The sequence below is a fragment of the Stenotrophomonas sp. B2 genome (genome assembly GCF_014947095.1).
GTDB classification, from domain to species: Bacteria; Pseudomonadota; Gammaproteobacteria; order Xanthomonadales; family Xanthomonadaceae; genus Stenotrophomonas; species Stenotrophomonas maltophilia_P.
The window spans coordinates 80,724-103,220 of the sequence record NZ_JADCQA010000014.1 but is presented as its reverse complement, the minus strand read 5'-3'; the positions used below and the strand labels follow the sequence as shown (position 1 = coordinate 103,220).

The 22,497-nt window shown below is 68.7% G+C and carries 17 protein-coding genes; 4 read left to right on the top strand and 13 right to left on the bottom strand.

Annotated elements, in window-relative coordinates; all coding sequences use genetic code 11:
• Window positions 1-168: 168 nt before the first annotated feature.
• The gene (locus IMX13_RS16075) at window positions 169-2,289 is read left to right on the top strand and encodes a methyl-accepting chemotaxis protein (protein WP_193396722.1); all 2,121 of its coding nucleotides are present in this window, start codon (window positions 169-171) and stop codon (window positions 2,287-2,289) included.
• Window positions 2,290-2,381: 92 nt separating this feature from the next.
• On the opposite strand, the gene IMX13_RS16070 is transcribed toward IMX13_RS16075, so the two are convergent.
• A complete protein-coding gene (locus tag IMX13_RS16070) occupies window positions 2,382-3,284 on the bottom strand; it encodes a LysR family transcriptional regulator (RefSeq protein ID WP_053518115.1) in 903 nt (300 codons plus the stop codon).
• A gap of 104 nt (window positions 3,285-3,388) precedes the next feature.
• On the opposite strand from IMX13_RS16070, the gene IMX13_RS16065 reads away from it, so the two are divergent.
• On the top strand, window positions 3,389-4,603 hold the full coding sequence (locus tag IMX13_RS16065; protein ID WP_193396721.1) for an MFS transporter: 1,215 nt from the start codon (window positions 3,389-3,391) through the stop codon (window positions 4,601-4,603).
• A gap of 127 nt (window positions 4,604-4,730) precedes the next feature.
• Window positions 4,731-5,540: a 2,5-didehydrogluconate reductase DkgB gene (gene dkgB / locus IMX13_RS16060; protein WP_128989949.1), complete on the top strand. Its 810-nt coding sequence runs from the start codon at window positions 4,731-4,733 to the stop codon at window positions 5,538-5,540.
• 116 nt (window positions 5,541-5,656) lie between these two features.
• Here the strand turns inward: dkgB and IMX13_RS16055 are convergent, their stop codons facing one another.
• The 3 genes from IMX13_RS16055 to mgtE form a co-directional block, all read right to left on the bottom strand.
• Entirely contained in the window at window positions 5,657-6,358 is a 702-nt protein-coding gene (locus IMX13_RS16055; protein WP_053518111.1) for an alpha/beta hydrolase, read from the bottom strand.
• A gap of 76 nt (window positions 6,359-6,434) precedes the next feature.
• A complete protein-coding gene (locus tag IMX13_RS16050) occupies window positions 6,435-9,161 on the bottom strand; it encodes a bifunctional acetate--CoA ligase family protein/GNAT family N-acetyltransferase (protein WP_053518109.1) in 2,727 nt (908 codons plus the stop codon).
• 98 nt (window positions 9,162-9,259) lie between these two features.
• Window positions 9,260-10,630, bottom strand: a complete 1,371-nt coding sequence (mgtE, locus tag IMX13_RS16045; RefSeq protein ID WP_053518107.1) for a magnesium transporter — start codon at window positions 10,628-10,630, stop codon at window positions 9,260-9,262.
• A 317-nt stretch (window positions 10,631-10,947) separates the two neighbouring features.
• Between mgtE and IMX13_RS16040 the strand changes: the two genes are divergently transcribed.
• Window positions 10,948-12,735, top strand: coding sequence for a monovalent cation:proton antiporter-2 (CPA2) family protein (locus IMX13_RS16040; RefSeq protein WP_193396720.1), 1,788 nt, complete (start codon window positions 10,948-10,950; stop codon window positions 12,733-12,735).
• 87 nt (window positions 12,736-12,822) lie between these two features.
• Here IMX13_RS16040 and IMX13_RS16035 read toward each other — a convergent pair whose 3' ends face one another.
• The 9 genes from IMX13_RS16035 to IMX13_RS15995 all read right to left on the bottom strand — a co-directional run bounded on the left by IMX13_RS16035 (window position 12,823) and on the right by IMX13_RS15995 (window position 22,471).
• The gene (locus IMX13_RS16035; RefSeq protein WP_065174279.1) at window positions 12,823-16,167 is read right to left on the bottom strand and encodes an ankyrin repeat domain-containing protein; all 3,345 of its coding nucleotides are present in this window, start codon (window positions 16,165-16,167) and stop codon (window positions 12,823-12,825) included.
• Window positions 16,160-16,420 (bottom strand): YcgL domain-containing protein, encoded by a 261-nt coding sequence (locus tag IMX13_RS16030; RefSeq protein WP_053518100.1) that lies wholly within the window; start codon window positions 16,418-16,420, stop codon window positions 16,160-16,162. Before IMX13_RS16030 ends, IMX13_RS16035 begins: the two co-directional genes overlap by 8 nt.
• A 160-nt stretch (window positions 16,421-16,580) precedes the next feature.
• Window positions 16,581-17,021 carry a hypothetical protein gene (locus tag IMX13_RS16025; RefSeq protein ID WP_053518098.1) on the bottom strand — a complete coding sequence of 147 codons (441 nt, stop codon included), beginning with the start codon at window positions 17,019-17,021 and terminating at the stop codon, window positions 16,581-16,583.
• Between the two features lie 55 nt (window positions 17,022-17,076).
• The gene (locus IMX13_RS16020) at window positions 17,077-18,315 is read right to left on the bottom strand and encodes a beta-ketoacyl-ACP synthase (protein ID WP_065174278.1); all 1,239 of its coding nucleotides are present in this window, start codon (window positions 18,313-18,315) and stop codon (window positions 17,077-17,079) included.
• Complete coding sequence (locus IMX13_RS16015; RefSeq protein ID WP_053518094.1) at window positions 18,315-19,046, bottom strand: 3-ketoacyl-ACP reductase FabG2; 732 nt, start codon at window positions 19,044-19,046, stop codon at window positions 18,315-18,317. The genes IMX13_RS16020 and IMX13_RS16015 overlap by 1 nt, the downstream gene beginning before the upstream one ends.
• Window positions 19,043-19,498 carry a hotdog family protein gene (locus IMX13_RS16010; RefSeq protein ID WP_053518092.1) on the bottom strand — a complete coding sequence of 152 codons (456 nt, stop codon included), beginning with the start codon at window positions 19,496-19,498 and terminating at the stop codon, window positions 19,043-19,045. Before IMX13_RS16010 ends, IMX13_RS16015 begins: the two co-directional genes overlap by 4 nt.
• Window positions 19,495-20,679: a beta-ketoacyl-[acyl-carrier-protein] synthase family protein gene (locus IMX13_RS16005; RefSeq protein WP_065174276.1), complete on the bottom strand. Its 1,185-nt coding sequence runs from the start codon at window positions 20,677-20,679 to the stop codon at window positions 19,495-19,497. Before IMX13_RS16005 ends, IMX13_RS16010 begins: the two co-directional genes overlap by 4 nt.
• Window positions 20,676-21,233 carry a DUF3261 domain-containing protein gene (locus IMX13_RS16000; RefSeq protein ID WP_053518088.1) on the bottom strand — a complete coding sequence of 186 codons (558 nt, stop codon included), beginning with the start codon at window positions 21,231-21,233 and terminating at the stop codon, window positions 20,676-20,678. Before IMX13_RS16000 ends, IMX13_RS16005 begins: the two co-directional genes overlap by 4 nt.
• Window positions 21,221-22,471 carry an NAD(P)/FAD-dependent oxidoreductase gene (locus IMX13_RS15995; protein WP_065181428.1) on the bottom strand — a complete coding sequence of 417 codons (1,251 nt, stop codon included), beginning with the start codon at window positions 22,469-22,471 and terminating at the stop codon, window positions 21,221-21,223. The genes IMX13_RS16000 and IMX13_RS15995 overlap by 13 nt, the downstream gene beginning before the upstream one ends.
• Window positions 22,472-22,497: the final 26 nt, after the last annotated feature.

Sequence of the window (22,497 nt, the reverse complement as noted above, 5' to 3'; positions counted from 1 at the left end):
CATTTATATCCCCTGTCGAGCGTCCTGTTTCGTTCCATATGGACACATCTGTCCTATGAAACATTTCCTTCACCTCGTTGAACGAAACGATAATGTGATCCTTATCGCACTTCAGAGCACGCGAGATCAGGTCGATACCGCATCGCCCCCCTTCCGAGATCTCGCCCCATGAATGCCTCTCCCCATGCGCCGCGACTGCAGACGAAGCTGCTCGGCGCCGTATCCCTTGGCCTCGCCGTCATCCTGCTGTGTGCGTTGGCCGGCCTGGCGTCGGCCTGGCTGAAGCTGTCTGCCGAGGTGCCTGCCGAAGTCGCCCATGGCCGCGATGCCGAACGCCTGCAGCGCGAGTTCCGTGGCCAGGTGCAGGAATGGAAGAACGTGCTGCTGCGGGGCCACGATCCGGTCCTGCGCCAGCGTCATCTGGATGCATTCGACAGCGAAGGCAGAATCGTCGATGGACTGGCACGCGGGCTGGCCAGCAGCCCCGATGCCCGTACGCGCGAGCTCGCCCTCGCCTTCGCTGGCCTGCACGCGCAGCTGCAGAAGGACTATCACGCTGCACTGCAGGCGTTTGCTGCGGCCGGCTACGATGCCACTGCTGGCGATACCCTGGTGCGGGGCAAGGACCGCGCGGTGGCCGCATCGCTGGACGCGCTGAGCACGCAGGCCACCCGGGTGGCCGAGGCCGCGGTGGCCACGCGCGCGCAGCAGGCAAGGCAGATGCTGCTGCTGTGCGCGGTGCTGACCGTGGTCGCCGCTGCGCTGCTGCTGATGGGCCTGGCCTGGTGGCTGCGCCGCGCGGTGGTGCAACCGGTGCTGGCGGTGGAGGCGGCTGCGCGCGCCGTGGCCGCTGGCGACCTGCAGCACGTCGTGCAGGTTCGCAGCCGCGATGAAGTGGGCCGGCTGGCGCAGGCCATGCAGGCCGTGCAGGCCACGGTGGGCGGCGTGCTCGAGGCGCAGGCGGCAATGGCGAAGGCGCATGACGCCGGCTCGATCAGCTACCGCATGGATGCCAGCGCCTTCCCTGGCGCATTCGGAACCATGGTGGCCGACAGCAACGCGCTGGTCGACGCGCACATCCGGGTGAAGATGCGCGCGATCACGATCATGGGCCGCTATGCGGTGGGCGATCTCAGCGAGGACATGGAGCGCCTGCCAGGCGAGAAGGCCGTCATCACCGAAGCGCTGGATACTGCCAAGGCCAACCTTGGCACCATCAACGGCGAGATCCGCCGCCTTGCCGCCGCCGCTGCGGCCGGCGATTTCAGCCAGCGCGGTGACAGCGCGCGCTTCGAGCATGACTTCCGCGCGATGGTGGAGGGCCTGAACCAGCTCATGCAGACCACCGAGCAGAATCTCGGCGAGGTCTCAACGATGCTGCGCGCGATTGCCGATGGCCGGCTTGGCGCGCGCATGCACGGCAGCTTCCAGGGCGTGTTCGCCCGCATCGCTGGCGATGCCAACACGACTGCGGCGCAGCTGGCCACCATCGTCACCGACATCAAGCACACTTCGGGCAGCATCCATGCCGCGGCCGCCGAGATCGCCGCCGGCAACAACGACCTGTCGCGCCGCACCGAGCAGCAGGCTGCCAACCTGGAGGAGACGGCAGCATCGATGGAGGAACTGACCTCCACCGTGCGCCAGAACGCCGAGCACGCACGCCAGGCCAACCAGCTTGCGATCGGCGCGCACGAGGTTGCCTCGCAGGGGGGCGAGGTGGTCACGCAGGTGGTGGCGACGATGGGGGCGATCGAGGCCTCTTCGCGGCAGATCGCCGACATCATCAGCGTGATCGATGGCATCGCCTTCCAGACCAACATCCTGGCATTGAACGCAGCGGTGGAGGCTGCGCGTGCCGGTGAGCAGGGCCGGGGCTTCGCCGTGGTGGCCAGTGAGGTGCGTACGCTGGCGCAGCGTTCAGCCAATGCGGCCAAGGAGATCAAGACGCTGATCGATACCTCGGTGGACCAGGTGGCCGATGGCGCACAACGCGTGCGCCAGGCGGGCATGACCATGGCCGAGATCGTCGCCTCGGTGCAGCGCGTGACCGACATCATGGCCGAGATCTCCGCCGCGTCGCAGGAACAGAGTGCAGGCATCGAACAGGTCAACCAGACCGTGGTGCAGATGGACGGCGCGACCCAGCAGAATGCCGCGCTGGTGGAAGAGGCCAGCGCCGCCGCGCGCAGCCTGGAGCAGCAGGCGGACCGGTTGATGGACGCGGTGGATGTGTTCGATCTGTCGCCCCCCGCGGCGAGCGGCGATGCGCTGGCGCGCGCGGCCTGAAGGACTGCATGGACCCTGTGCAGCCGAGCATGGGTCCGGCTCTGCCGAACGCGCAGGTAACGCCGGGCCATGCCCGGCGAGCGCGGCATGCCTCAGCGCAGGTAATCCGACTGCACCATCGCGTCACCGAGATGGTCCAGGAACGAGCTGATCCGCGCCGAGACCGCCGTGTTGCGGTAGTACACGGCGTGGATCGGCTGGTAGACATCCAGCGTCTGTGCAGCCAGTACCGGCACCAGCGTGCCGGCAGCACGGTCGCGTTCGGTGACGAAGTCCGACAGGCAGGTGATGCCCACCCCTTCCACCGCCAACCGGCGCAGGGTCTCGCCGCTGGATACGGCGATGTCCGGCCGTACCAGCAGCTGGCCGTCGGCGTCGCCCGGCACGGGCCAGCGGTTCAGCGATTCGGGTTCATTGAATCCCAGCAGCGTGTGCTGACCCAGCGCCGCCACGCTGGCCGGTTCACCGTGCTCGGCCAGGTAGCCCGGGCTGGCCAGCAGCTGCAGCCGGCAGCGGCCCAGCGAGCGCGCGTGCAGCGTTGAGTCGGCCAGTGGGCCGATGCGGATGGCCACGTCGGTGCGTCGTTCCAGCAGGTCGATGTAGCGTTCGGAACTGTTCAACTCCAGCTGCACCTCCGGGTATCGCGCGCGGTAGCCCGCCACCAGGGGGACGATCACGTGCAGCACGAACGGCATGGCCGCATCCACCCGCAGGCGTCCAGCCGGGCGCTCGCGGCGCGCCGCCATCTGCTCTTCGGCCGACTCCACCGCGTCGATGATCGCCCGTGCATGGCGCAGGTAGGCCTCGCCTTCGGCGGTCAGGTGCAGCCGGCGCGTGGTACGGGTCAGCAGGGTGGTGCCCAGCTTGTCCTCCAGCCGCCCAAGCGCCCGGCTCACCCCGGAAGGGGTCTGACCCAGCTGCTCGGCGGCGGCACTGATCGAACCGCTGTCGATCACGGCCAGAAAGGCCTGCATTTCATCGAGGGTGGTCTTCATGGCGCCATTATTGACCACCAGGCAAGAGTGATTGGCGTGAAGACCGGTTTTTAGGCAAAGGTGGGCCGCGCACACTGCGCGCCTTCCTTCCTCCGGAGCCCGCCATGATCCGCGGCATTCCTCTCGCCCTGCTGGCGCTGACCCTGGGCGCCTTCGCCATCGGCACCACCGAATTCGTCATCGTCGGCCTGATTCCGACCATTGCCGCCGACCTGCAGGTCAGCCTGCCTTCGGCCGGCCTGCTGGTCTCGCTGTACGCCCTGGGCGTAGCCATCGGCGCGCCGGTGCTGACCGCGCTGACCGGCCGCGTGCCGCGCAAGACCCTGCTGGTGGCACTGATGGCGCTGTTCACGCTGGGCAACGTCATCGCCTGGATGGCACCGGGCTACGCCTCGCTGATTGTCGCCCGCATCCTGACCGGCCTCGCCCATGGCGTGTTCTTCTCGATCGGCTCGATCATCGCCACGGCGGTGGTGCCGAAAGAAAAGGCCGCCAGCGCGATCGCGATCATGTTCACCGGGCTGACCGTCGCACTGGTGACCGGCGTGCCGCTGGGCACCTTCATCGGCCAGCACCTGGGCTGGCGCGCGACCTTCCTGGCCGTGGCCGGCCTGGGCGTGATCGCCCTGGTCGGCGCGGCGCTGTTCGTGCCGCGCACTGTGCCGCAGAGCGCGCCCGCCCGCTTCCGCCAGCAGCTGGCCGTGCTGGCCCAGCCGCGCCTGCTGCTGGTCTACGCGATGACGGCACTGGGCTACGGCGGCACGTTCCTGGCCTTCACCTACCTGGCGCCCATCCTGCAGGACGTCACCGGCTTCTCGGCCAACGCGGTCAGCCTGGTGCTGCTGGTGTATGGCGTGTCGGTGGCGATCGGCAATCTGTGGGGCGGCCGCATGGCCGACCGCATGGGTCCGGTTCCGGCGCTCAGGCGCATCTTCGCCCTGCTGGCCATGGTCCTGTTGGCGCTCACCTTCACCGCCTACAACACGGTGTTGATGTTGCTGACGGTGCTGGCCCTGGGTGCGGTGGCCTTCGGCAACGTGCCCGGACTGCAGGTCTATGTGGTCAAGCAGGCGCAGCGCCATGCGCCGCAGGCCACCGACGTGGCATCCGGACTGAACATCGCTGCATTCAACATCGGCATCGCCCTGGGCGCATCGCTGGGCGGCCTGGTGGTGGAGAACGTCGGCCTGATGCATACGCCGTGGCTGGGCGCGCTGGTGGTGGTGGGTGCCTATGCATTGACCGTGCTCAGCGGCCGCCTGGACCGTCGGGACGGCATCGACGACCGCGCCGAGGGCACCGCGATCACCGCACACTGATACGACGCCGCTCACTACCGACGCATCTCCACGCCTGCGCAATGCACCGTTGCCGGCATGCATGCAGGCCCTGCCCTACCCTTGTGCGGATCTACCGCGCCCTTCCCCCATTAGCTGGAGTTCCCCCATGACTGTCCCCGCTTTCGGTCTCGGCACCTTCCGCCTGAAAGGCCAGACTGTGATCGACTCGGTACGCAACGCACTGGACGTCGGTTACCGCGCCATCGATACCGCGCAGATCTACGACAACGAGGCCGAGGTCGGCCAGGCCATCGCCGAATCCGGCGTGCCGCGTGACGAGATCTACCTGACCACCAAGGTCTGGATCACCGAGTTCAAGCGCGATGCGCTGCTGGCCAGCCTGCACGACAGCCTGAAGAAGCTGCGCACCGACCATGTCGACCTGGCGCTGATCCACTGGCCCTCACCGAACGACAAGGTCGACGTGCCGATGGAGGAGTACCTGCCGGCGCTGGCCGAAGCCAGGGCGCAGGGCCTCACCAGGGAGATCGGCATCTCCAACTTCACCATCGCGCAGACGCGCAAGGCAATCGGCATCCTCGGCGCCGACGCCATCGCCACCAATCAGGTCGAGATCCATCCCTACCTGCAGAATCGCCTGCTGGTGAAGTTCCTGCAGGAGAACGGCATCCCTGTCACCGCGTACATGAGCCTGGCCTATGGCGAAGTCATCAAGGACCCGGTGATCCAGGCCATCGCCGGCCGCCACCAGGCCACGCCGGCGCAGATCGCACTGGCATGGGCACTGCAGCAGGGCTTTGCGGTGATTCCGTCCTCGACCCGGCGCGAGAACCTGGCCTCCAATCTGGAAGCGGCGGCCATCCGTTTGACCGAGGAGGACATGGCACAGATTGCCAGGCTCGACCGCGGGCATCGGCTGGCCAATCCGGAAGGCATCGCGCCGGCCTGGGACTGAGCCGAAGCCGCCGGGCACGGCCCGGCGCTACCGGACGATGACGATGGGGGCCGCCGGGCGCGCTCCGGCGCTACCGGATTGCCACAGGTAGCGCCGGGCCATGCCCGGCGGGCCCTTCAGTCCTGCAGCAGCCACCCGCGCATCGCCGCACTGACCTCATCCGGCTTCTCCATCGGCGCCAGGTGCCCGCAGTCGGGCACCACCACCAGCTGCGAGTGCGGTACCAGCGCGTGCATCTCCTCGCTCACCGCCAATGGCGTGATGCGGTCGTTGGCACCGCACACGATCAGCAGCGGATCGCGATATCCGGCCAGCACATCGTGGCCGTCACGACGTTCCAGCGCGCTCTGTCGCAGGAACACCTCCGCGCCAAGACGCGCCGTCATGTCGCGCACGCGCTGCACCAGTACATAGTCGTCCAGCCGCGAGGCATCGATGTAGCTGCGCATCAGGGCGTCACCGAATCCATGAAACTTCCCGGGCAGGCGCACGCTGGCGCGCTGGCTGCGACGCTGCTCGGCGCGCTCCGGCGAATCGGCGTGGATCGAGGTGTCGATCAGCGCCAGCCGCAGCACCCGCTCCGGTGCGACGCGCAGGATCTGCTGGGCAACGAAGCCTCCCAGCGAGAACCCGGCCAGCGCGAAGCGCGCAGGTGCCTGCGCCAGCACATCCTCGGCCACCGCCTGCAGGGTCGCGCCGCGGGTCTGGTCGCCCACGCTGCACTCGGCGATATCGGCCAGGTCGGCCAGCTGCGCGCGCCACAGCTCGGCATCGTTGAGCAGGCCGGGGAGCAGCAGCAAGGGGATGCGGTCAGTCATGGCCCGCATTGTCGCAACCGCACGGACGGTATGCCACGATCACTTCGGCGTTACGACGCCGCCGATGAGGTGACGCTCACGCCACCGGCGGTACCTCGGGAACGTCCACCTGCTGCACCGGCAGGGTCACCACCATCACCGTCGGGTCGTCCGGGTCCAGCCGGGTCTTGAAACCCAGGCTCTGGCACATCGCCAGCATGGTGCTGTTCTCGCGCAGCACCTGTCCCTCGACCACGTGCAGCCCCAGCCACTTCGCATACTCGATCATGATCGCCATCAGTCGCCAGCCGATGCCATGGCCCTTCAGGTCGGAGCGGATCAGGATGCCGTACTCGCCGCGGTGATAATCCGCATCCGCGTGCAGGCGCACGGCGCCGAGCATCTCGCCGCTGCGCGGTTCGATGGCCACCAGCGCGATCGAGCGCGCATAGTCGAGCTGGGTCAGACGGGCGATGAACTCGTGGCTGAAGTGCTTCACCGACTGGAAGAAGCGCAGGCGCAGATCCTCGTCGCTGACCCGGGCAAAGAACGCGCGGAACAGCGCGTCGTCCTCGGGGCGCACCGGGCGCACGAAGGCGTGACCGCCATCGGACAGCTCGATGGTGCGCTCCCACTCCTTCGGATACGGGAACACCGAGAAGCGCGGATGGCCGCGACCCTTGTGCAGGATGCGCGAAGGCGCGATGGCGACGCGTGCATCGAGAGCGAGAATGCCCTTGCCATCGACCAGCAGCGGATTGATATCCAGCGTGCGCACTTCCGGAATGTCGGCGGCCAGCTGCGCCAGTTTCACCAGCGCCAGGGCCAGTGCGCGCTCATCAGCAGCGGGAACATCGCCATAGGCCTTGAGGATCCGCGACGCACGGGTACGCCCGATCAGCTCGTGGGCCAGGCGCAGATCCAGCGGCGGCAAGGCCAGTGCCTTGTCGTTGATCACCTCCACCGCCGTGCCGCCGCGACCGACCACGATCACCGGGCCGAAGGTCGCGTCATCGGCGATGCCCACGATCAGTTCACGCGCTTTCGGGCGGACGATGGTCGGCTGCACCAGCAGACCGTCGATGCGTGCATCCGGGCGCAGCTGGCGTGCACGCGACAGGATCGCCTTGGCCGCAGCCTGCACCGCCGGCAGCGTCGACAGGTTCAGGCGCACGCCGTCCACTTCGGACTTGTGCGGGATGTCCGGTGACAAGATCTTCAAGGCGACGGTCGCACCCCGCTCCAGCAGCGGCTGCGCCAGATCCATGGCCTCGTGCGCGTCGCGCGCATGCATCACCGGCGCGGAGGGAATGCCATAGGCCTTCAGCAGCTCGTGCGTGGCCAACGGGTCCAGCCACTGCTGGCCGTTGGCCAGCGCGGCCTCGACCAGCGTGCGCGCCGCGGCCGCATCCACGCTGAAGTCCTGCGGCAGGCTCGGCGGGGTTTCCATCAGTGCGTTCTGCGCTTCCCGATAGCGCACCAGATGCTGGAAGCCACGTACCGCTTCGGCTTCGGTGGGATAGGTCGGCACGCGCGCCGCATTGAGCGTGGCGGTGGCCTGGTCATCGTTGCCCAGCCACACGGCGAACACCGGCTTGTCACGATGGTGGCGCGGGCGCAGGCCGAGCGTGCGGGTCAGCGCCTGCGCGGCGTCGGCCGACGAGGTGAACGCCGTCGGTACGTTGACCACCATCACCGCATCGTTCTCGTTGTCGGCCAGCAGGGCCTCGATGGCCGCGGCATAGCGCTCGCCATCGGCATCCACCACGATATCCACCGGATTGCTGCGCGACCAGCCCTGCGGCAGCACCGCATCGAGCTTTTCGACCGTGCTGTCGGACAGGTTCGCCAGGGTTCCGCGCAGCGCGGCCAGCTGGTCCACGGCCAGCCGGCCGACGCCGCCCCCATTGCTGAGGATGGCCAGCCGACGGCCCGGGAAGGTACCCAGCCGGCCCAGGGTCTCTGCGGCGGTGAACAGCTCGTCCAGGGCACCCACGCGCAGCAGGCCGGCGCGGTTGAACGCAGCGCCGTAGACATCATCGGCTCGTGCAAGCGCCTGCACATGGGTATCGCGGCTGCCAGGCTGCACGCGCTCGCTGCGGCCGGACTTCACCACCACCACGGGCTTGGCGCGTGCGGCCGCACGCGCCGCCGACATGAATTTGCGCGCGTCCTTGATCTGTTCGACGTAGAGCAGGATGGCGCGCGTGCGGTAATCGGTGGCGAAATAGTCCAGCAGATCGCCGAAGTCGACGTCCAGCGTATCGCCCAGCGAGACCACGGCGGAGAATCCCACCGAACGCGCCACGCCCCATTCCACCAGCGCCGCGGCGATCGCCGAGGACTCGGAGATCAACGCAAGATCGCCAGCCTGCGGGAAGTGTGCGGCGATGCTGGCGTTGAGCCGTGCATGCGGCGCGATCACACCCAGGCAATGCGGGCCCAGGATGCGCAGACCGTGCCGGCGGGCCACGGCCTCCACCTGCGCCGACAGTGAACCCGGGCCATCCCCCAGATGCGCGGTGAGGATGATCGCCGCCTGCACGCCCCGCTCGGCCGCGGTACGCACCACCTGCGGCACGATGGCGGCTGGCGCGGTGATCACCACGAGATCCGGCACCCAGTCCAGATCCTTCAGCCGCTTCACCGTGCGGATGCCATCGATTTCGGCGTGGCGCGGGTTGATCCACGCCACCTTGCCGGGGAAGCCCGTACCGCGCAGGTTGCGCATCACCGCGCGGCCGGCCGAGCGCTCGCGCGGACTGCCGCCGATCACTGCGACCGACTGCGGGCGGAACACTGACTGCAGGTGGTAGGTGCTCATGCGCCTACGGTACACGCACCCGCGCAACAGGCGCATGATCCAGCGCAACAAAGCAGGCGGCGGATGCGGCGCCCCGCCGCATGCGGGGGCGACAGGCCCTACAGCAGCGTGCCGCGCAGGATCATCGCGGCGATGCTGAAATAGATCACCAGCCCGGTCACGTCGACCAGCGTGGCCACGAACGGGGCGGATGCGCTGGCCGGGTCGAATCCCAGCCGCTTGAGCACGAACGGCAGCATCGAACCCGACAATGACCCGAAGGTGACGATGCCCACCAGCGCCGCACCGATTGTGATCGCCAGCAGCACCCAGTGCTCGCCGTAGTCGTGCAGGCCACCCAGCTGCCAGATGACGATGCGGACGATCGCCAGGGCACCGAGAATGGCACCCAGCACCATACCGGTCGGAATCTCGCGCAGGGCCACCTTCCACCAGTCGCGCAGGCGCAGCTCGCGCAGCGCCAGGCTGCGGATCAGCAGCGAGGTGGCCTGCGAGCCGGAGTTGCCGCCGGAACTCATGATCAACGGGATGAACAACGTCAGCACCACCGCGCGTGCCAGTTCGTCCTCGTAGTGCTGCATGGCGCTGGCCGTCAGCATCTCGCCCAGGAACAGCACGCTCAGCCAGCCGGCGCGCTTGCGCAGCATCTCCAGGAAGCCGATCTGCATGTACGGCTTGTCCAGCGCTTCCATGCCGCCGAACTTGTGCGCGTCTTCGGTGGATTCCTCGATCAGCGCATCAAGCACGTCGTCCACGGTGACGATGCCCAGCATCCGCTGGCTGGCATCGACCACCGGAATGGCCAGCAGGTCGTGGCGACGGATCAGCCGCGCCACCTCTTCCTGGTCCATCAACGCGTCCACGGTTACTGGCGGATTGACCTGGGCCACCTCGAGGATCGACTCCTCGGGCAGGCCGGTGATCAGGCGGCGCATGGTCACCACCTGCTGCAGACGCTGGCTGGCCGGGTCCAGGACGTAGATCGCGTACACCGTCTCGCGCGTGCGCTCGACCTGGCGGATGTGCTGCAGCGTCTGCGCCACCGTCCAGCTGGCCGGCACGGCGACATACTCGGTGGTCATCAGCGCACCGGCCGTGTTCGGCGGGTAGCCGAGCAGCGTCTGGATGGCCTGGCGGGCATCGGCGCCCAGCAACGGGATCAGCCGCGCGCGCTCGTCCTCATCCAGTTCGTGAACAATGTCGGTGGCGCGGTCGTCGGCCATCAGCCCGAGCAGCGCAGCGGCCCGCGCCGGTGGCAGCGCGGCCACCAGCTCGCCGCTGCGATGCAGTTCGGGGGCTTCCAGCATCTTCACTGCACGCGGCAGCGGCAGCGCCGCCAGCGTGTCGGCAGCGCGCTGCAGCTCCAGCGTGTTGAGGAACTCCACCGCGTCGGCAGTGTTGTAGTCCGCCAGCGGTGCCGCCAATGCAGCGGCATCGGCCACTGGACGCAGCAATTGCTTCTGGTTCATCGGTTTGCCTTGTGGGGTGCGACCTCGCGCAACGCCAACGCAGGCGAACCGTCCCGATGTCAGGCGGTGGCCATCGCTGGCGTCGAACGAGGTCGACTTCTACTGTCGCTGGACATGGGTTGGGAACTCCGGGATGCGTGTGCCGGCGGCAGGCCGCCAGCGGCGGGCAGTCTGGACCTGCCGGCCGCGCAGGTCAACCCGCAGCGGCCATTGCCGCGCGTGCACGATGCGGCGCGCATAATGTCGCAGCGGCGTCCGCCGCCCCTCTCCTCCCCGCACCCACGTACGGCAGGCCTCTGCGATGACCAGGTATTCCCATGCATAGCGGCGGTCTGGAACTGGCCCTGGTCCTGCTGCTGGCGGCCGTCATCGCGGTGCCGGTGTTCAAGCGCTTCGGCTTCGGCGCGGTACTGGGCTACCTGGCCGCGGGGGTGGTGCTGGGGCCGGATGGGCTGGGCTTCGTGCAGGACGCCGACCGCATCCTCGGTGCGGCCGAGATCGGCGTGGTGATGCTGCTGTTCGTGATCGGGCTGGAACTGTCGCCGGCCCGCCTGAAGGTGATGCGGCGCTCGGTGTTCGGCGCCGGTGCCGCGCAGGTGGCGCTGTCCGGCCTGGTACTGGGCGGCCTGCTGCTGCTCGATCACTTCCAGTGGAAGAGCGCGCTGGTGGTGGGCGTGGCGCTGGCGCTGTCCTCCACGGCCGTGGGCCTGCAGCTGCTGTCCGAGCACAAGGCGATCAACAGCGACCACGGCCGGCTCGGCTTTGCCATCCTGCTGTTCCAGGACCTGATCGCGATCCCGCTGCTGGCGGCCATCCCGCTGCTGGGCGGCGTCAAGAACCAGACGCTGCGTTGGGAGGATGCCGCAGTGGCGCTGGGCGCGCTGGCCGTGGTGATCCTGTGCGGGCGGCCGGTCCTGCGCCGGCTGTTCGGTGTCATCGCCCGTACCCGCAGCCCGGAGGTATTCACCGCCACCGCCCTGCTGGTCGTGCTGGGCACGGCGTGGTTCATGCAGGAGGCCGGCCTGAGCCCCAGCCTGGGTGCGTTCCTGGCCGGCGTGCTGCTGTCCGATTCCGAGTTCCGGCACGAGCTGGAAGCGCAGATCGAGCCGTTCAAGGGCCTGCTGCTGGGCCTGTTCTTCATCGCCGTCGGCATGGGCATCGATCTCGACCGAATCGCCGCCGAGCCGTGGCTGATCGCCGCAGGCGTGGCCATCCTGCTGGTGGTCAAGTTCAGTCTGCTGTATGCCATTGGCCGCATCGCCCGGCTGGATTCGCGGCAATCGCTGCTGCTGGGCAGCGTGCTGTGGCTGGGCGGCGAGTTCGCCTTCGTGGTGTTCAACGAGGCGCAGCGCGCGCATCTGCTGGGCAACGCCAACCACGACCGGCTGGTAGCCATTGTCGGCCTGTCGATGGCGATCACGCCGCTGCTGATGATCGCCCTGATGCGGCTGCTCGGGCAGGAGAAGGTGGCCCCGCGCGCCGCGGCCGACGCCGACAAGGTCGCGCCGGACAACCGGCCGAAAGTCCTGATTGCCGGCATGGGCCGCGTCGGCCAGGTGATCGCGCGCCTGCTGACCGCACAGAAGGTGCCGTTCGTGGCACTGGAAGCGAACCCGGACACGGTGGCCGACCTGCGTCGCTTCGGCAACCAGCTCTACTATGGCGATCCGACGCGCCCGGAGATGCTGCGCGCCGCCGGTGGTGAACATATCGATGTGTTCGTGATCACCGTGGACGACCCGGAGACCAATCTGCGTGCGGTACGGATGGTGCGGCGCCTGTATCCGGAGGCGAAGGTGCTGGCACGTGCGCGCAACCGCCAGCATGCATGGCGACTGATGGACATGTCGGCCGAACCGTTCCGCGAAGTGTTCGCTACCAGCCTGGAAATGAGCGGTCGCGTGCTGACCGCGCTGGGGGTGGCACCCGATGTTGCCCAACGCCATGTGCAGCGCTTCCGCGAACACGACGAACAGCTGCTGCGCGACCAGTACCTGGTGTACGACGACGAGGCGGCCGTGATCCAGACCTCGCGCGATGCCCGCAACGACCTGATGCATCTGTTCGAGGCCGACGCGGAAAGCGACGGCGACACGCAGCGGTGACGGCGAAAGGGCTGCCGAGCATCGTCGGCATTCCGCATGATCGGGGTCAGAGCCCTTTCCAACGGAAAGGGTTCTGACCCCCGATTCTCAGCCGTTGTCGCGCAGGAACCGGGCCATCGAAGACACGCCCGGTACGCGCGGCTCGAACTCGCCGGCAACGTCGATGAAGCCACGCATCACGGCGATCTCGCGCGGACTGCGGTTCAGGCTGTCCCGCACGTCTGGGTCGGCGCCGGCACGCAGCAGGCGCTGTACCAGCAGCGGCAGGCCGTGCAGCGCCGCCAGGTGCAGCGGGCCGAAACCACGCGGATCGCGCACGTCCAGGCTGACATCCTCTTCCAGCAGACGCTCCACCGCGGCCATCACCACCTGCTCGTCGCAGGCCGTACCCGGCTCGGCGCGCGCTCCCAGCAGCAGCAGCAGCGGTGTGACCGAACCGGCGGCGGCCTGGTCCGGTTCGGCACCGGCCAGCAGCAGCGTGTCCAGCAACGCCAGCAACCGCGGGCGGTCACGTGCGCTGAAGCCGTACAGGGCCGCGCAGTGCAGCGGGCCCAGTTGCTGCGCGTCTCCGGCGTGTACATCGGCACCTGCGGTCAGCAGGCGCGCGACGATGTCCGGCAGGCCCAGCGCGGAGGCCAGCATCAGCACGGTCACTCCCCCCGGCAGCCGGTGTTCGAGCTTGGCACCGGCATCGAGCAGGGCCGACACGATCTCGACCTGGCGCATGCTGACCGCGGCCGACAACGGCGTTGCGCCGCTGGCCGCTGCGTGCTGCGGATCGGCGCCCCGTGCCAGCAGCAGGTCGGTCACCGCCAGGTGGCCGCCGCCGGCGGCACGCAGCAGCGCCGTGCAGCCCTGCGCATCCACGGCATCAACGGCGAACCCCAGATCGATCAGGCGACGCACCGCATCGACATCGCCGGCCATCGCCGCAGAGGGCAGGTCGGCATCGCGCAGGGTACGGCGTGGCAGTGGCCACACCCGCCAGTCCAGCCAGTCGGCCAGATCACGACGACCACTCGACAGCGCCACACCCAGGGGGGTCTGGCCATCGGCGGCGCGTGCCTCCGGCGATGCGCCGTGCTGTACCAGCAGCTTCAGCGCACCTTCCCGGGCCAGCGCGGTCGCCAGGTGCAGGGCGGTCATGCCATGGCTGTCGCGCGCCTCACGGTCGACACCAGTCTTGAGCAGGGCCTGCTGCAGGCGCAGCCAGCCCAGGCGCACCGCCAACGACAGCGGCGGATCGCCTGCCGGCGATGCGGCGAACGGATCAGCACCCCGCTCCAGCAGTTCCAGCGCCAGCTGTTCCAGTCCGCGGGCCGCCTGATCGTGCTGCGCGCAGGCGGCCAGGAAACGGGCCAAGCCGCCGCGGCCGGCCGGCGACAGACCATGCTGCAGCATGACCTGCAGCGCCGGCACCGCATCGACGCCGCGCGACAGCAGCGCGAACATCGGCGTGTCGGCACAGGCATCACGCACATAGGGGTCGGCACCATGGGCCAGCAGCCAATCCACGGCACGCGGCTCCAGCGCCAGCTCCGGATCCAGCAGCAGGCTGCCCAGCTCCTGCGGCTGGCACAGCCTGGCCAGGGCGGCCATGCCGTCGGTGTTGCCGAAGCCCAGTGCTTCGCGCAGCAGGGTCAGCGGCGGTCGATCAGGCAGCAGGCCACTGGCGCTGGCGGCCTCACCGCGCTCGGCCAGGCCATCGCTGACCGCCGCAGGCAGCGGATAGGACGGATCAAGCAGCGCGACGATGGCCCAGCGACCGGCTTCGGCCGCGTAGTCGACCGCACGCCGACCGACCGGATCGGCCGCATCGGCGGTGATGCCCAGTTCGACCAGGCGCTTGACCAGCAGGGGCGAAACCGTATCGGCCATGGCCGCCAGCTGCACCGCGTTGCGGCCCTCGCCATCGACAGCCACCAGGTCAGGCTTGTGCGGCAGGAGGTGTTCGATGACGGCGGCGCGACCGGCACGCGCGGCCTCCAGCCACGGCGTGCGACCGAGCGCGTCGCGTGCTTCCAGGTTTGCACCGGCAGCGAGCAGCACGCCGATGATTTCAACGTGGCCGGCCAGGGCCGCTTCGTGCAGTGCGCTGCGACGCTGGCGGTCGCGCGCATCCGCACGCGCCTTGTGCTTGAGCAGCAGCTGCACGCCGGCCGGATCATCGTCTTCGGTGGCGGCTGCGGCGAGCAGGACCGGCGTGCCGTCCGCCGGCTCGGTGCGGGCACCGCGTTCGAGCAGGAAGCGGGCCAGGCGCCAGTTGCCTACCTGGCAGGCCACGGCCAGCGGGGACCAGCCCTCGTGGTTGAGTGCATCCACTTCGGCCGCGGCATCGCGGAGCAGCGCGGCAACGCCGGGGTCAGAGCTTCGAGCCGCGTGGTGCAGCGGCGTGTTGCCCTCGCTGTCGGTAGCGCGAGAATCGGCGCCATTGGCCAGCAGGGTCATCACGGCTTCGGGGCGACCATGCCAGCTGTCGCGGGTGGCCGCCAGCAGCGGCGTCATGCCCCGGTGCGGCGCGTTCACATCGACCCCGCGGGCAATCAGTTCACGCAGCAGGCGCAGGTCCGGCAACACCGCCGCCAGTACCGCCAGGCTGCGCTGATCACGCCAGTTCGGGTCCGGCAACGCGTGCGGGTCCGCGCCGGCCTGCAGCAGCTGCAGCGCCCGGTCGATGCGACCGTGGCGCGCCGCTTCATGCAGCGCAGGCGTCAGTTCCTGCGGGGCCATCGCCTCCAGCGGCGTGGTCTCGCTGGCAGCGGGGAACAGCGGCGCGTGTGCCGCACCGGCATCGGCCAGCGGGCCCGGGTTCACGCGCAGCGACACCAGTGGCGCCGGTGCGACCCGCTGCAGCAGCAGATGCAGCAACGGCGACCCCAGCAGCACGGTCAACGTGGCGGGCCAGCGCGCGCTTTCCGGCAGCAGCCCTGGCCATGCCGGCAACACCACCAGTGCGGCCAGCGCGATCACCAGCGCGGCCACGACAAGGCCACGCCAGGCGGTGAGGTCACGGCCGGCCAACGCCTGCCAGTGCTGCGCCAGGCTGCCATCCAGCCGCTCGACATCATTCCACAGCGGCCACGTACGCCAGGCCGCCAGCAAACCGGCACTGACCAGCACGCTCAGCCCGAGCACCGCCGCCAGGCTGCCGCTGTCGCGCAGTGCCGCCAGCGGCCAGGCCAGCAGCAGGGCCAGCAGTACCGGCGCGGCGGTCCACAGCGCCAGCAGGGCCGGCAGGTCCTGCTGCGCGATCAACTTCGGCGGCAGTACCGCACGGCTGCGCCGCCACCACGAAATGCCCAGGGCATACGCCGGCTGCGCCAGCGCAGCAAGCACCGCCCCCGGCAGGCCGCCGACGGCGGCACCCAGCGCCAGCAGGGCACCCAGGACGAAGGCGATCGACAGGGCGCGCGGACGGGAAAGCTCAGTCATTGTGGCGCGGCATCATGCTGGTCACCGACGGCGGCACCTGCAGGTAGAACCCGCGTTCGCTCATTTCGCTGCGCACCTTGGCCGGATCGGCCTGGGCGAGGCGGCGCTGCGGCTCCAGGGCCACGTCCAGGACGAAGGTGAGCGTGCCCAGCGACGCCACCAGCGGCGCAGGCAGCGCGCTGAAGTCATCGCGTCGGGGAACGTAGACGAAGGTGTCCGGCTTGAGTTGGCTTTTATAGACGTAGGCGTGCATGTCCACGGGACGATAACCCGGGAAGAGCCCTGATTGTGTCGGAAAGCCGACACCGGGGAAAGCCGTCGGCCGACGATGCCGGCAGGATCGACGGCGTTTCCCCGGCGGGGTTCAGCAATGTGGCGGCGGCGTTCAGCCTCGGCCGCCGCCACACGGATGCTTACTTGACCTTGGCGTAGGTGCCCTTCAGGGCGACGCCGGCCACGAACGTGCCCGCCCAGCACTCGTAGTTGCTCGCGCTCCTGAACTCGTTCTTCTTGTAGTAGCTGACGATGTCGACCACCGCATTGGCGCCACGCGAGCGGGCGCCGTCCTGCAGTGCGCGCAGCGCCGACAGCGCCACCCAGCGGCAGGCTTCGGCATCGCTCTTGTTGGCGGCGTTGGTCTTCCGGTTGGTGACGTCTTCACCCAGACGCTGCTGCACGCTGACCGGCTGACCGGCCAGATAGAAGCGCACGCTGCCATCGATGCCGGCATCGCGGGCGGCCTGCGAGCTGACAAGTTCCTGCAGGGACTGCTCCACTCGGGTGTCACGGGCGGAGGCCGTGGCGGTCACAGCCAGCAGAAGGGTGGCACTGGCGATCATCAGGGTGCGGCGCATCGAAACATCTCCTTGTCCGGGGTGCGTTGGGGGTGGTGCGGATGGGGTGCGGGGGTCATTCGCTCCAACGGCGGAATACCAGCGAGGTATTGATGCCGCCGAAGGCGAAGTTGTTGCTCATCACGTACTCGGCCTGCAGATCGCGGCCGTGCCCGGTGATGAAGTCCAGCTGGCCGCAGCGCGGATCGACCTCGGCCAGGTTGAGGGTCGGCGCGAACCAGCCGGCACGCATCATCTCGATGCTCAGCCAGGCTTCGAACGCTCCGCACGCGCCGAGCATGTGCCCGACGTAGCTCTTCAGCGAGCTGATCGGCACGCGGCTGCCGAACACCTGCGCGGTGGCCTGTGTCTCGGCGATGTCGCCGTGATCGGTGGCGGTGCCGTGGGCGTTGACGTAGTCGATCCGCGCCGCGTCGAGCCCGGCGTCCTCCAGGGCCAGGCGCATGGCCTGGGCCATGGTGTCGGCGCTGGGCTGGGTGACGTGCTGGCCGTCGCTGTTGGTTCCGTAGCCGACCACCTCGGCAAGGATGGACGCACCGCGTGCGAGGGCGTGCTCCATGTCCTCCAGGATCAGCGTGCAGGCGCCCTCGCCCAGTACCAGGCCGTCGCGGCCTGCATCGAAGGGCCGCGGCGTCGACTGCGGCGCATCGTTGCGCACGCTGGTGGCGAACAGGGTGTCGAACACCGCTGCAGCGGTGGCGTCGAGCTGCTCGGCACCGCCGGCCACCATCACCGTCTGCTTGCCGCTGCGGATGGCTTCATACGCCGCTCCGACGCCCTGGCTGCCTGACGTGCAGGCGCTGGAGGTGGTGTAGACACGCCCGGACAGGCCGAAGAACACGCCGATGTTGACCGGCGCGGTATGGCTCATCATTTTCAGGTACGTGGTGGCACTGATGCCATCGGTGGTGAACTCGTTGAGCATGCGGCCGAACTCGCCGGTCGCTTCGTGGCTGCCGGAGGACGAACCGTAGGCCACGCCGGTGCGGCCGCTGCGCAGCACCGGATGCTCATGCAGGCCGGCCTCGCGCAGGGCCATCTCGGTGGCGCGCACCGACATGATCGCGACCTTGCCCATCGAGCGGGTGGTCTTGCGGTTGTAGTTCGGCGGCAGCGTGAAGTCCTGCGCGGGCGCGGCCAGCTTGGTGTTCAGGCCCGCGTAGACGTCCCATTCCGGCATGGTGCGCACTGCGTTGCGGCAGCTGCGCAGGTGCGCGTGGATGGTGGGCCAGTCGTGGCCAAGCGGACTGATGGCAGCGGCACCGGTCACCACCACGCGACGATCAGCGGCCATCAGAGCATGCCCCCGTTGACCGAGATCACCTGCCGGGTGATGTAGCCGGCCGGCTCGGACAGCAGGAACGCGACCGTTGCGGCCACCTCATCGGGATGCCCCACGCGGCCGGCCGGAATCAGCTTCAGGGCGTGTTCGACCACTTCATCGTTGAGCATTTCGGTCTCGATCAGGCCCGGGGCCACGCAGTTGACGGTGATCTGGCGGCTCGCCAGCTCCAGCGCCAGCGCCTTGGTGGCACCGATGATGCCGGCCTTGGCCGCGCTGTAGTTGACCTGGCCGCGGTTGCCGGCCAGCCCGGACACCGACGACAGGGTGACGATGCGACCGGGCCGGCGCCGCCGCACCATCGGCATGATGAGCGGATGCAGCACGTTGTAGAAGCCGTCCAGGTTGGTGTGGATGACCTGGTCCCAGTCTTCGGACGACAACGCAGGAAATGCGCCGTCGCGGGCGATGCCGGCATTGCACACCACGCCGTAGTACGCGCCGTGCGCCTCGACATCGGCCTCCAATGCGCCGCGTGCTGCATCCCGGTCGGCCACATCGAACGCCAGCACGCGGGCCTGCCGGCCCAGTGCCTGGATTTCGTCCACCACTGCCTGCGCCTCGTCCACGCGGCTGCGGCAGTGCACGGCTACGTCGAACCCATCGCGCGCGACGCGCAGCGCGATGGCCCGGCCGATGCCCCGGCTGGCGCCGGTGACCAGCACGCTCCGATTCCCTGTCATGCCTGTCCACTCTCCAGATAGGCCATCGCGTCGGCAGGTTCGTACACCGACACGTTGGCGGTCGCCCATTCTTCGTCGCCTGCCAGGATCCGGCAGGCGAACATCCCCAGTCCATTGTCGCCCAACAGCTCGCAGCGCGCCTGTACGCGAAGGCGGCTGCCCACCGGAAAACCGCTGCGCTGGCTGCCATAACGGCGACTACCCAGCAGGAATCCGAGCTGCGGCCGGTTGCCGGCAGCGCGTGCACGGCAGCCGGCCCAGGCCGCGATGGCCTGCGCCATGTATTCGATGCCGATCCAGGCCGGCACCTGCCCATCCTCGACGAACAGCCCGCTCGCCGGCACGACCAGCTCGGCCTCGATGCCGTCCTCGTCCCAGTGCATGATGCGCTCCAGCAGGCACATGTCCTGCCGGTGGGGCACCACGTCTTCAATGGCATACACCGTATTCACCCGCACTCCAGTGCCAGCACGGCGTTGCTGCCGCCGAAGGCGAACGAGTTGCTCAGCACGCGCCGGGGCGGCTGCGCCAGGAAGGTGGCCGGCGCCACCAGCGGCAGCGGCGGCAGAGCCGGATCAGCGATGCCATCCCACCAGTGCGGTGGCAACTGCTGCCGGCAGTTCTCGGCAAGCACGATCCAGCACAGCGCCGCCTCGATCGCCCCCGACGCACCCAGGGTGTGGCCGGTGAGTGGCTTGGTGGAACTACAGGGAACGTCATTGCCCAGTACCTGCGCCACCGCCAGGCTTTCCATCGCATCGTTGTGGCCGGTGGCAGTGCCGTGCAGGTTCACGTAGTCGACATCGGCGGGCGACCAGCCGGCACGATGCAGCGCCTGCTGCAGGGCGTCGATGGCGCCAAGGGCCTGCGGATCCGGCGCCGACATGTGATGCGCATCGGCGGACTCGCCCCATCCGGCCAGGCATACCGGGCCAGGTTCGCGGGTCAGCAGGAACAGCGCAGCGCCCTCGCCGATGTTGATGCCGGCACGATGCTGCGAGAAGGGATTGCAGCGCACTGCCGAGACCGATTCGAGCGCATTGAAGCCTGCCACGGTGAAGCGGCACAGCGAGTCGGCACCCCCGGCGATGACCGCATCGACGGTGCCGGCACGCAGCATTCGCGCGGCCGACATCAGCGCCTTGGCACTGGACGAACAGGCGGTGGACAGGGTCCACGCCGGGCCCTGCGCGCCGCTGCGCTGACGCACGAACTGCGCGGTGGTGCCCATTTCCTGCTGTGCGTAATCGAAACCTTCAGGCCAGCAGCCCTGCTCCGCATGAGTCCGCAGTGCCTGCTCCGATTCGCCGATGCCGGAGGTGCTGGTGCCCAGCACCACGGCCACCCGATCAGCGCCATGGCGTGCAATGGCCGCGCTCACCGCAGGCGCGATCTGCGCCAGCGCGACCTCCAGCAATGCATTGTTGCGCCCGCGCAGGGATACCGGCAGGTCTTCCAGCGTCGGCAGTGGCGTGCGCACTTCACCCAGCGCCAGGGTACGCCCCGGCAGCAGGCGGTCGTTGTCGCTCAGGCCGCCCGGAGCATCGGCGAACATCGCCGATGCCACGGCGCCGCGGCCTTCGCCCAGCGCGCAGACCAGGCCGAGGTCGTTCAGGTAGATCGGTGTATTCATCGCGCCTGCCCGGCCATGTCGATCGATTCGATGCGCAGGGCGTAACCCTCGGCACGGTTCTCCAGCTGGACGCTGCCATCGTCCAGGCGCCGCAGCTGCAGCCAGACCGTACCGCTGCGGGACAGGCTGCGCTGGCGGCCGTCATCGCTGACCTCCCAGCCCGCCGGCAATGCCGCAGCGATCGCCGCGGTCGGCCACAACGCGAACTGCAGGTCATCCAGTACGCGTTCGGCACGCACCTGCGGCGGCAACCACGGCGCACGCTGCTGGGTCAGTTGCCGGCCATCCCACTGCAGGCGCACGCCGGTCTGGCCCATGGCCTGCACCGCCAGCCGCACCTGCTGGGCGTCGGCTTCGAGCAGCGCATCGAGATCGCGCTCATGGCTGCCGAACCGGAAATGCAGCTGCTGCTGCAGTGCCAGCGGCGCTGGCAGGCTGGCCGGCGACAGCCGCAGCGGTGGCAGCTGCACCTGCGGGCGTGGCATGCGCCCGGCACAGGCGACCAGCAGCAGGCACAGCAGCACTGCAGCGGAAAGGGCCATCAGGCGCCGCACAGTTCCTCCAGCACGCGCATGCGACGGCCGCTGGGGTCGGCCACGTAGGGGTTGTTGGTGTCCCAGGCGTATCCGGCCAGGATGGAACTGATCATGTCGCGCACGTCCGGCTGCGGGTCGGGGTGGTAGATGATCTTCTGGAAGCCGCCCTGGTACCAGCTTTCGACGAAACGACGGAAGGTTTTCACGCCGGCACGCAGCGGAACGGAGAACTCGGCCTCCCAGTCCACAGCCTGCCCGGCATAACGGCGCGCCAGGCACTCACTGGCCAGCTGCGCCGATTTGAAGGCAATGGTCACGCCCGAGGAGAACACCGGGTCGAGGAACTCGCCAGCGTTGCCAAGCAGCGCATAGCCCGGGCCCCACAGCGAACGGACATTGGCCGAATAGCCCGTGATGCGGCGTACCGGCAGCACCGCCCATTCGGCATTGGCCAGCAGGCGGGTCAGGTTCGGATCCTCGCCGACGATGGCCTGCAGCTTCTGCAGGTCGTCGCCTTCGTAGCGATCAAAGAACGAGGGCTCGGCCACCACGCCCAGCGAGCAGCAGCCGTTGGAGAACGGGATCGTCCAGTACCAGACGTCGATGTGCTCGGGGTGGGTCGTGATGAGGATCTTGTTGCGGTCGAAGTCCGCTTCGGCCGGAATGTTGTCACGCACGTGGCAGAAGATCGCGCCACGCACCGGGAAGTTGGAGGGTGACTCCAGATCCAGCAGGCGCGGCAGCAACCGCGCGAAGCCGGAGGCGTCGAGGATGAAATCGGCCTCGATGCGGTACTCACTGCCATCGGGACGGCGCACGTTGACGGCAGGCTGCTCGCCCGGCTCGACCGACAGCACCTCGTCGCCGAAACGCAGCGTGGTACCCATCCGCTCGGCGCCCCGCGCCAGCACGTTGTCGAAGTCGGCGCGCTGCACCTGGTAGGTGGTGCCCCAGCCGGGCGAGAACTTCTTCCTGAAGTCGAATGCGGTACGCGCCTGGCCATGCACGAAGGCCGCGCCATTTTTGTGCTGGAAGCCGGCTTCGACCACATCCTGCAACAGGCCTGCCGCTTCGATGTACTCCATGCTCTGCGGCAGCAGGCTTTCACCGATCGAGAAACGCGGGAACTGCTGGCGTTCGATCATCAACACCTGGCGACCCTGCCGGCGCAGCATCGCAGCAGCAACGGAACCGGCCGGTCCGGCGCCGATGATCAGGATTTCGGTGCGTTCCACAGCATCCACAGCAGTACTCATCGGGGCGTCCTTGTTGCTCGATAGAG

Coding starts and splice junctions, on each gene's coding strand:
- IMX13_RS16075 (WP_193396722.1), top strand. CDS start 169: ATGAATGCCTCTCCCCATGCGCCGCGACTGCAGACGAAGCTGCTCGGC.
- IMX13_RS16070 (WP_053518115.1), bottom strand. CDS start 3,284: ATGAAGACCACCCTCGATGAAATGCAGGCCTTTCTGGCCGTGATCGAC.
- IMX13_RS16065 (WP_193396721.1), top strand. CDS start 3,389: ATGATCCGCGGCATTCCTCTCGCCCTGCTGGCGCTGACCCTGGGCGCC.
- dkgB (WP_128989949.1), top strand. CDS start 4,731: ATGACTGTCCCCGCTTTCGGTCTCGGCACCTTCCGCCTGAAAGGCCAG.
- IMX13_RS16055 (WP_053518111.1), bottom strand. CDS start 6,358: ATGACTGACCGCATCCCCTTGCTGCTGCTCCCCGGCCTGCTCAACGAT.
- IMX13_RS16050 (WP_053518109.1), bottom strand. CDS start 9,161: ATGAGCACCTACCACCTGCAGTCAGTGTTCCGCCCGCAGTCGGTCGCA.
- mgtE (WP_053518107.1), bottom strand. CDS start 10,630: ATGAACCAGAAGCAATTGCTGCGTCCAGTGGCCGATGCCGCTGCATTG.
- IMX13_RS16040 (WP_193396720.1), top strand. CDS start 10,948: ATGCATAGCGGCGGTCTGGAACTGGCCCTGGTCCTGCTGCTGGCGGCC.
- IMX13_RS16035 (WP_065174279.1), bottom strand. CDS start 16,167: ATGACTGAGCTTTCCCGTCCGCGCGCCCTGTCGATCGCCTTCGTCCTG.
- IMX13_RS16030 (WP_053518100.1), bottom strand. CDS start 16,420: ATGCACGCCTACGTCTATAAAAGCCAACTCAAGCCGGACACCTTCGTC.
- IMX13_RS16025 (WP_053518098.1), bottom strand. CDS start 17,021: ATGCGCCGCACCCTGATGATCGCCAGTGCCACCCTTCTGCTGGCTGTG.
- IMX13_RS16020 (WP_065174278.1), bottom strand. CDS start 18,315: ATGGCCGCTGATCGTCGCGTGGTGGTGACCGGTGCCGCTGCCATCAGT.
- IMX13_RS16015 (WP_053518094.1), bottom strand. CDS start 19,046: ATGACAGGGAATCGGAGCGTGCTGGTCACCGGCGCCAGCCGGGGCATC.
- IMX13_RS16005 (WP_065174276.1), bottom strand. CDS start 20,679: ATGAATACACCGATCTACCTGAACGACCTCGGCCTGGTCTGCGCGCTG.
- IMX13_RS15995 (WP_065181428.1), bottom strand. CDS start 22,471: ATGAGTACTGCTGTGGATGCTGTGGAACGCACCGAAATCCTGATCATC.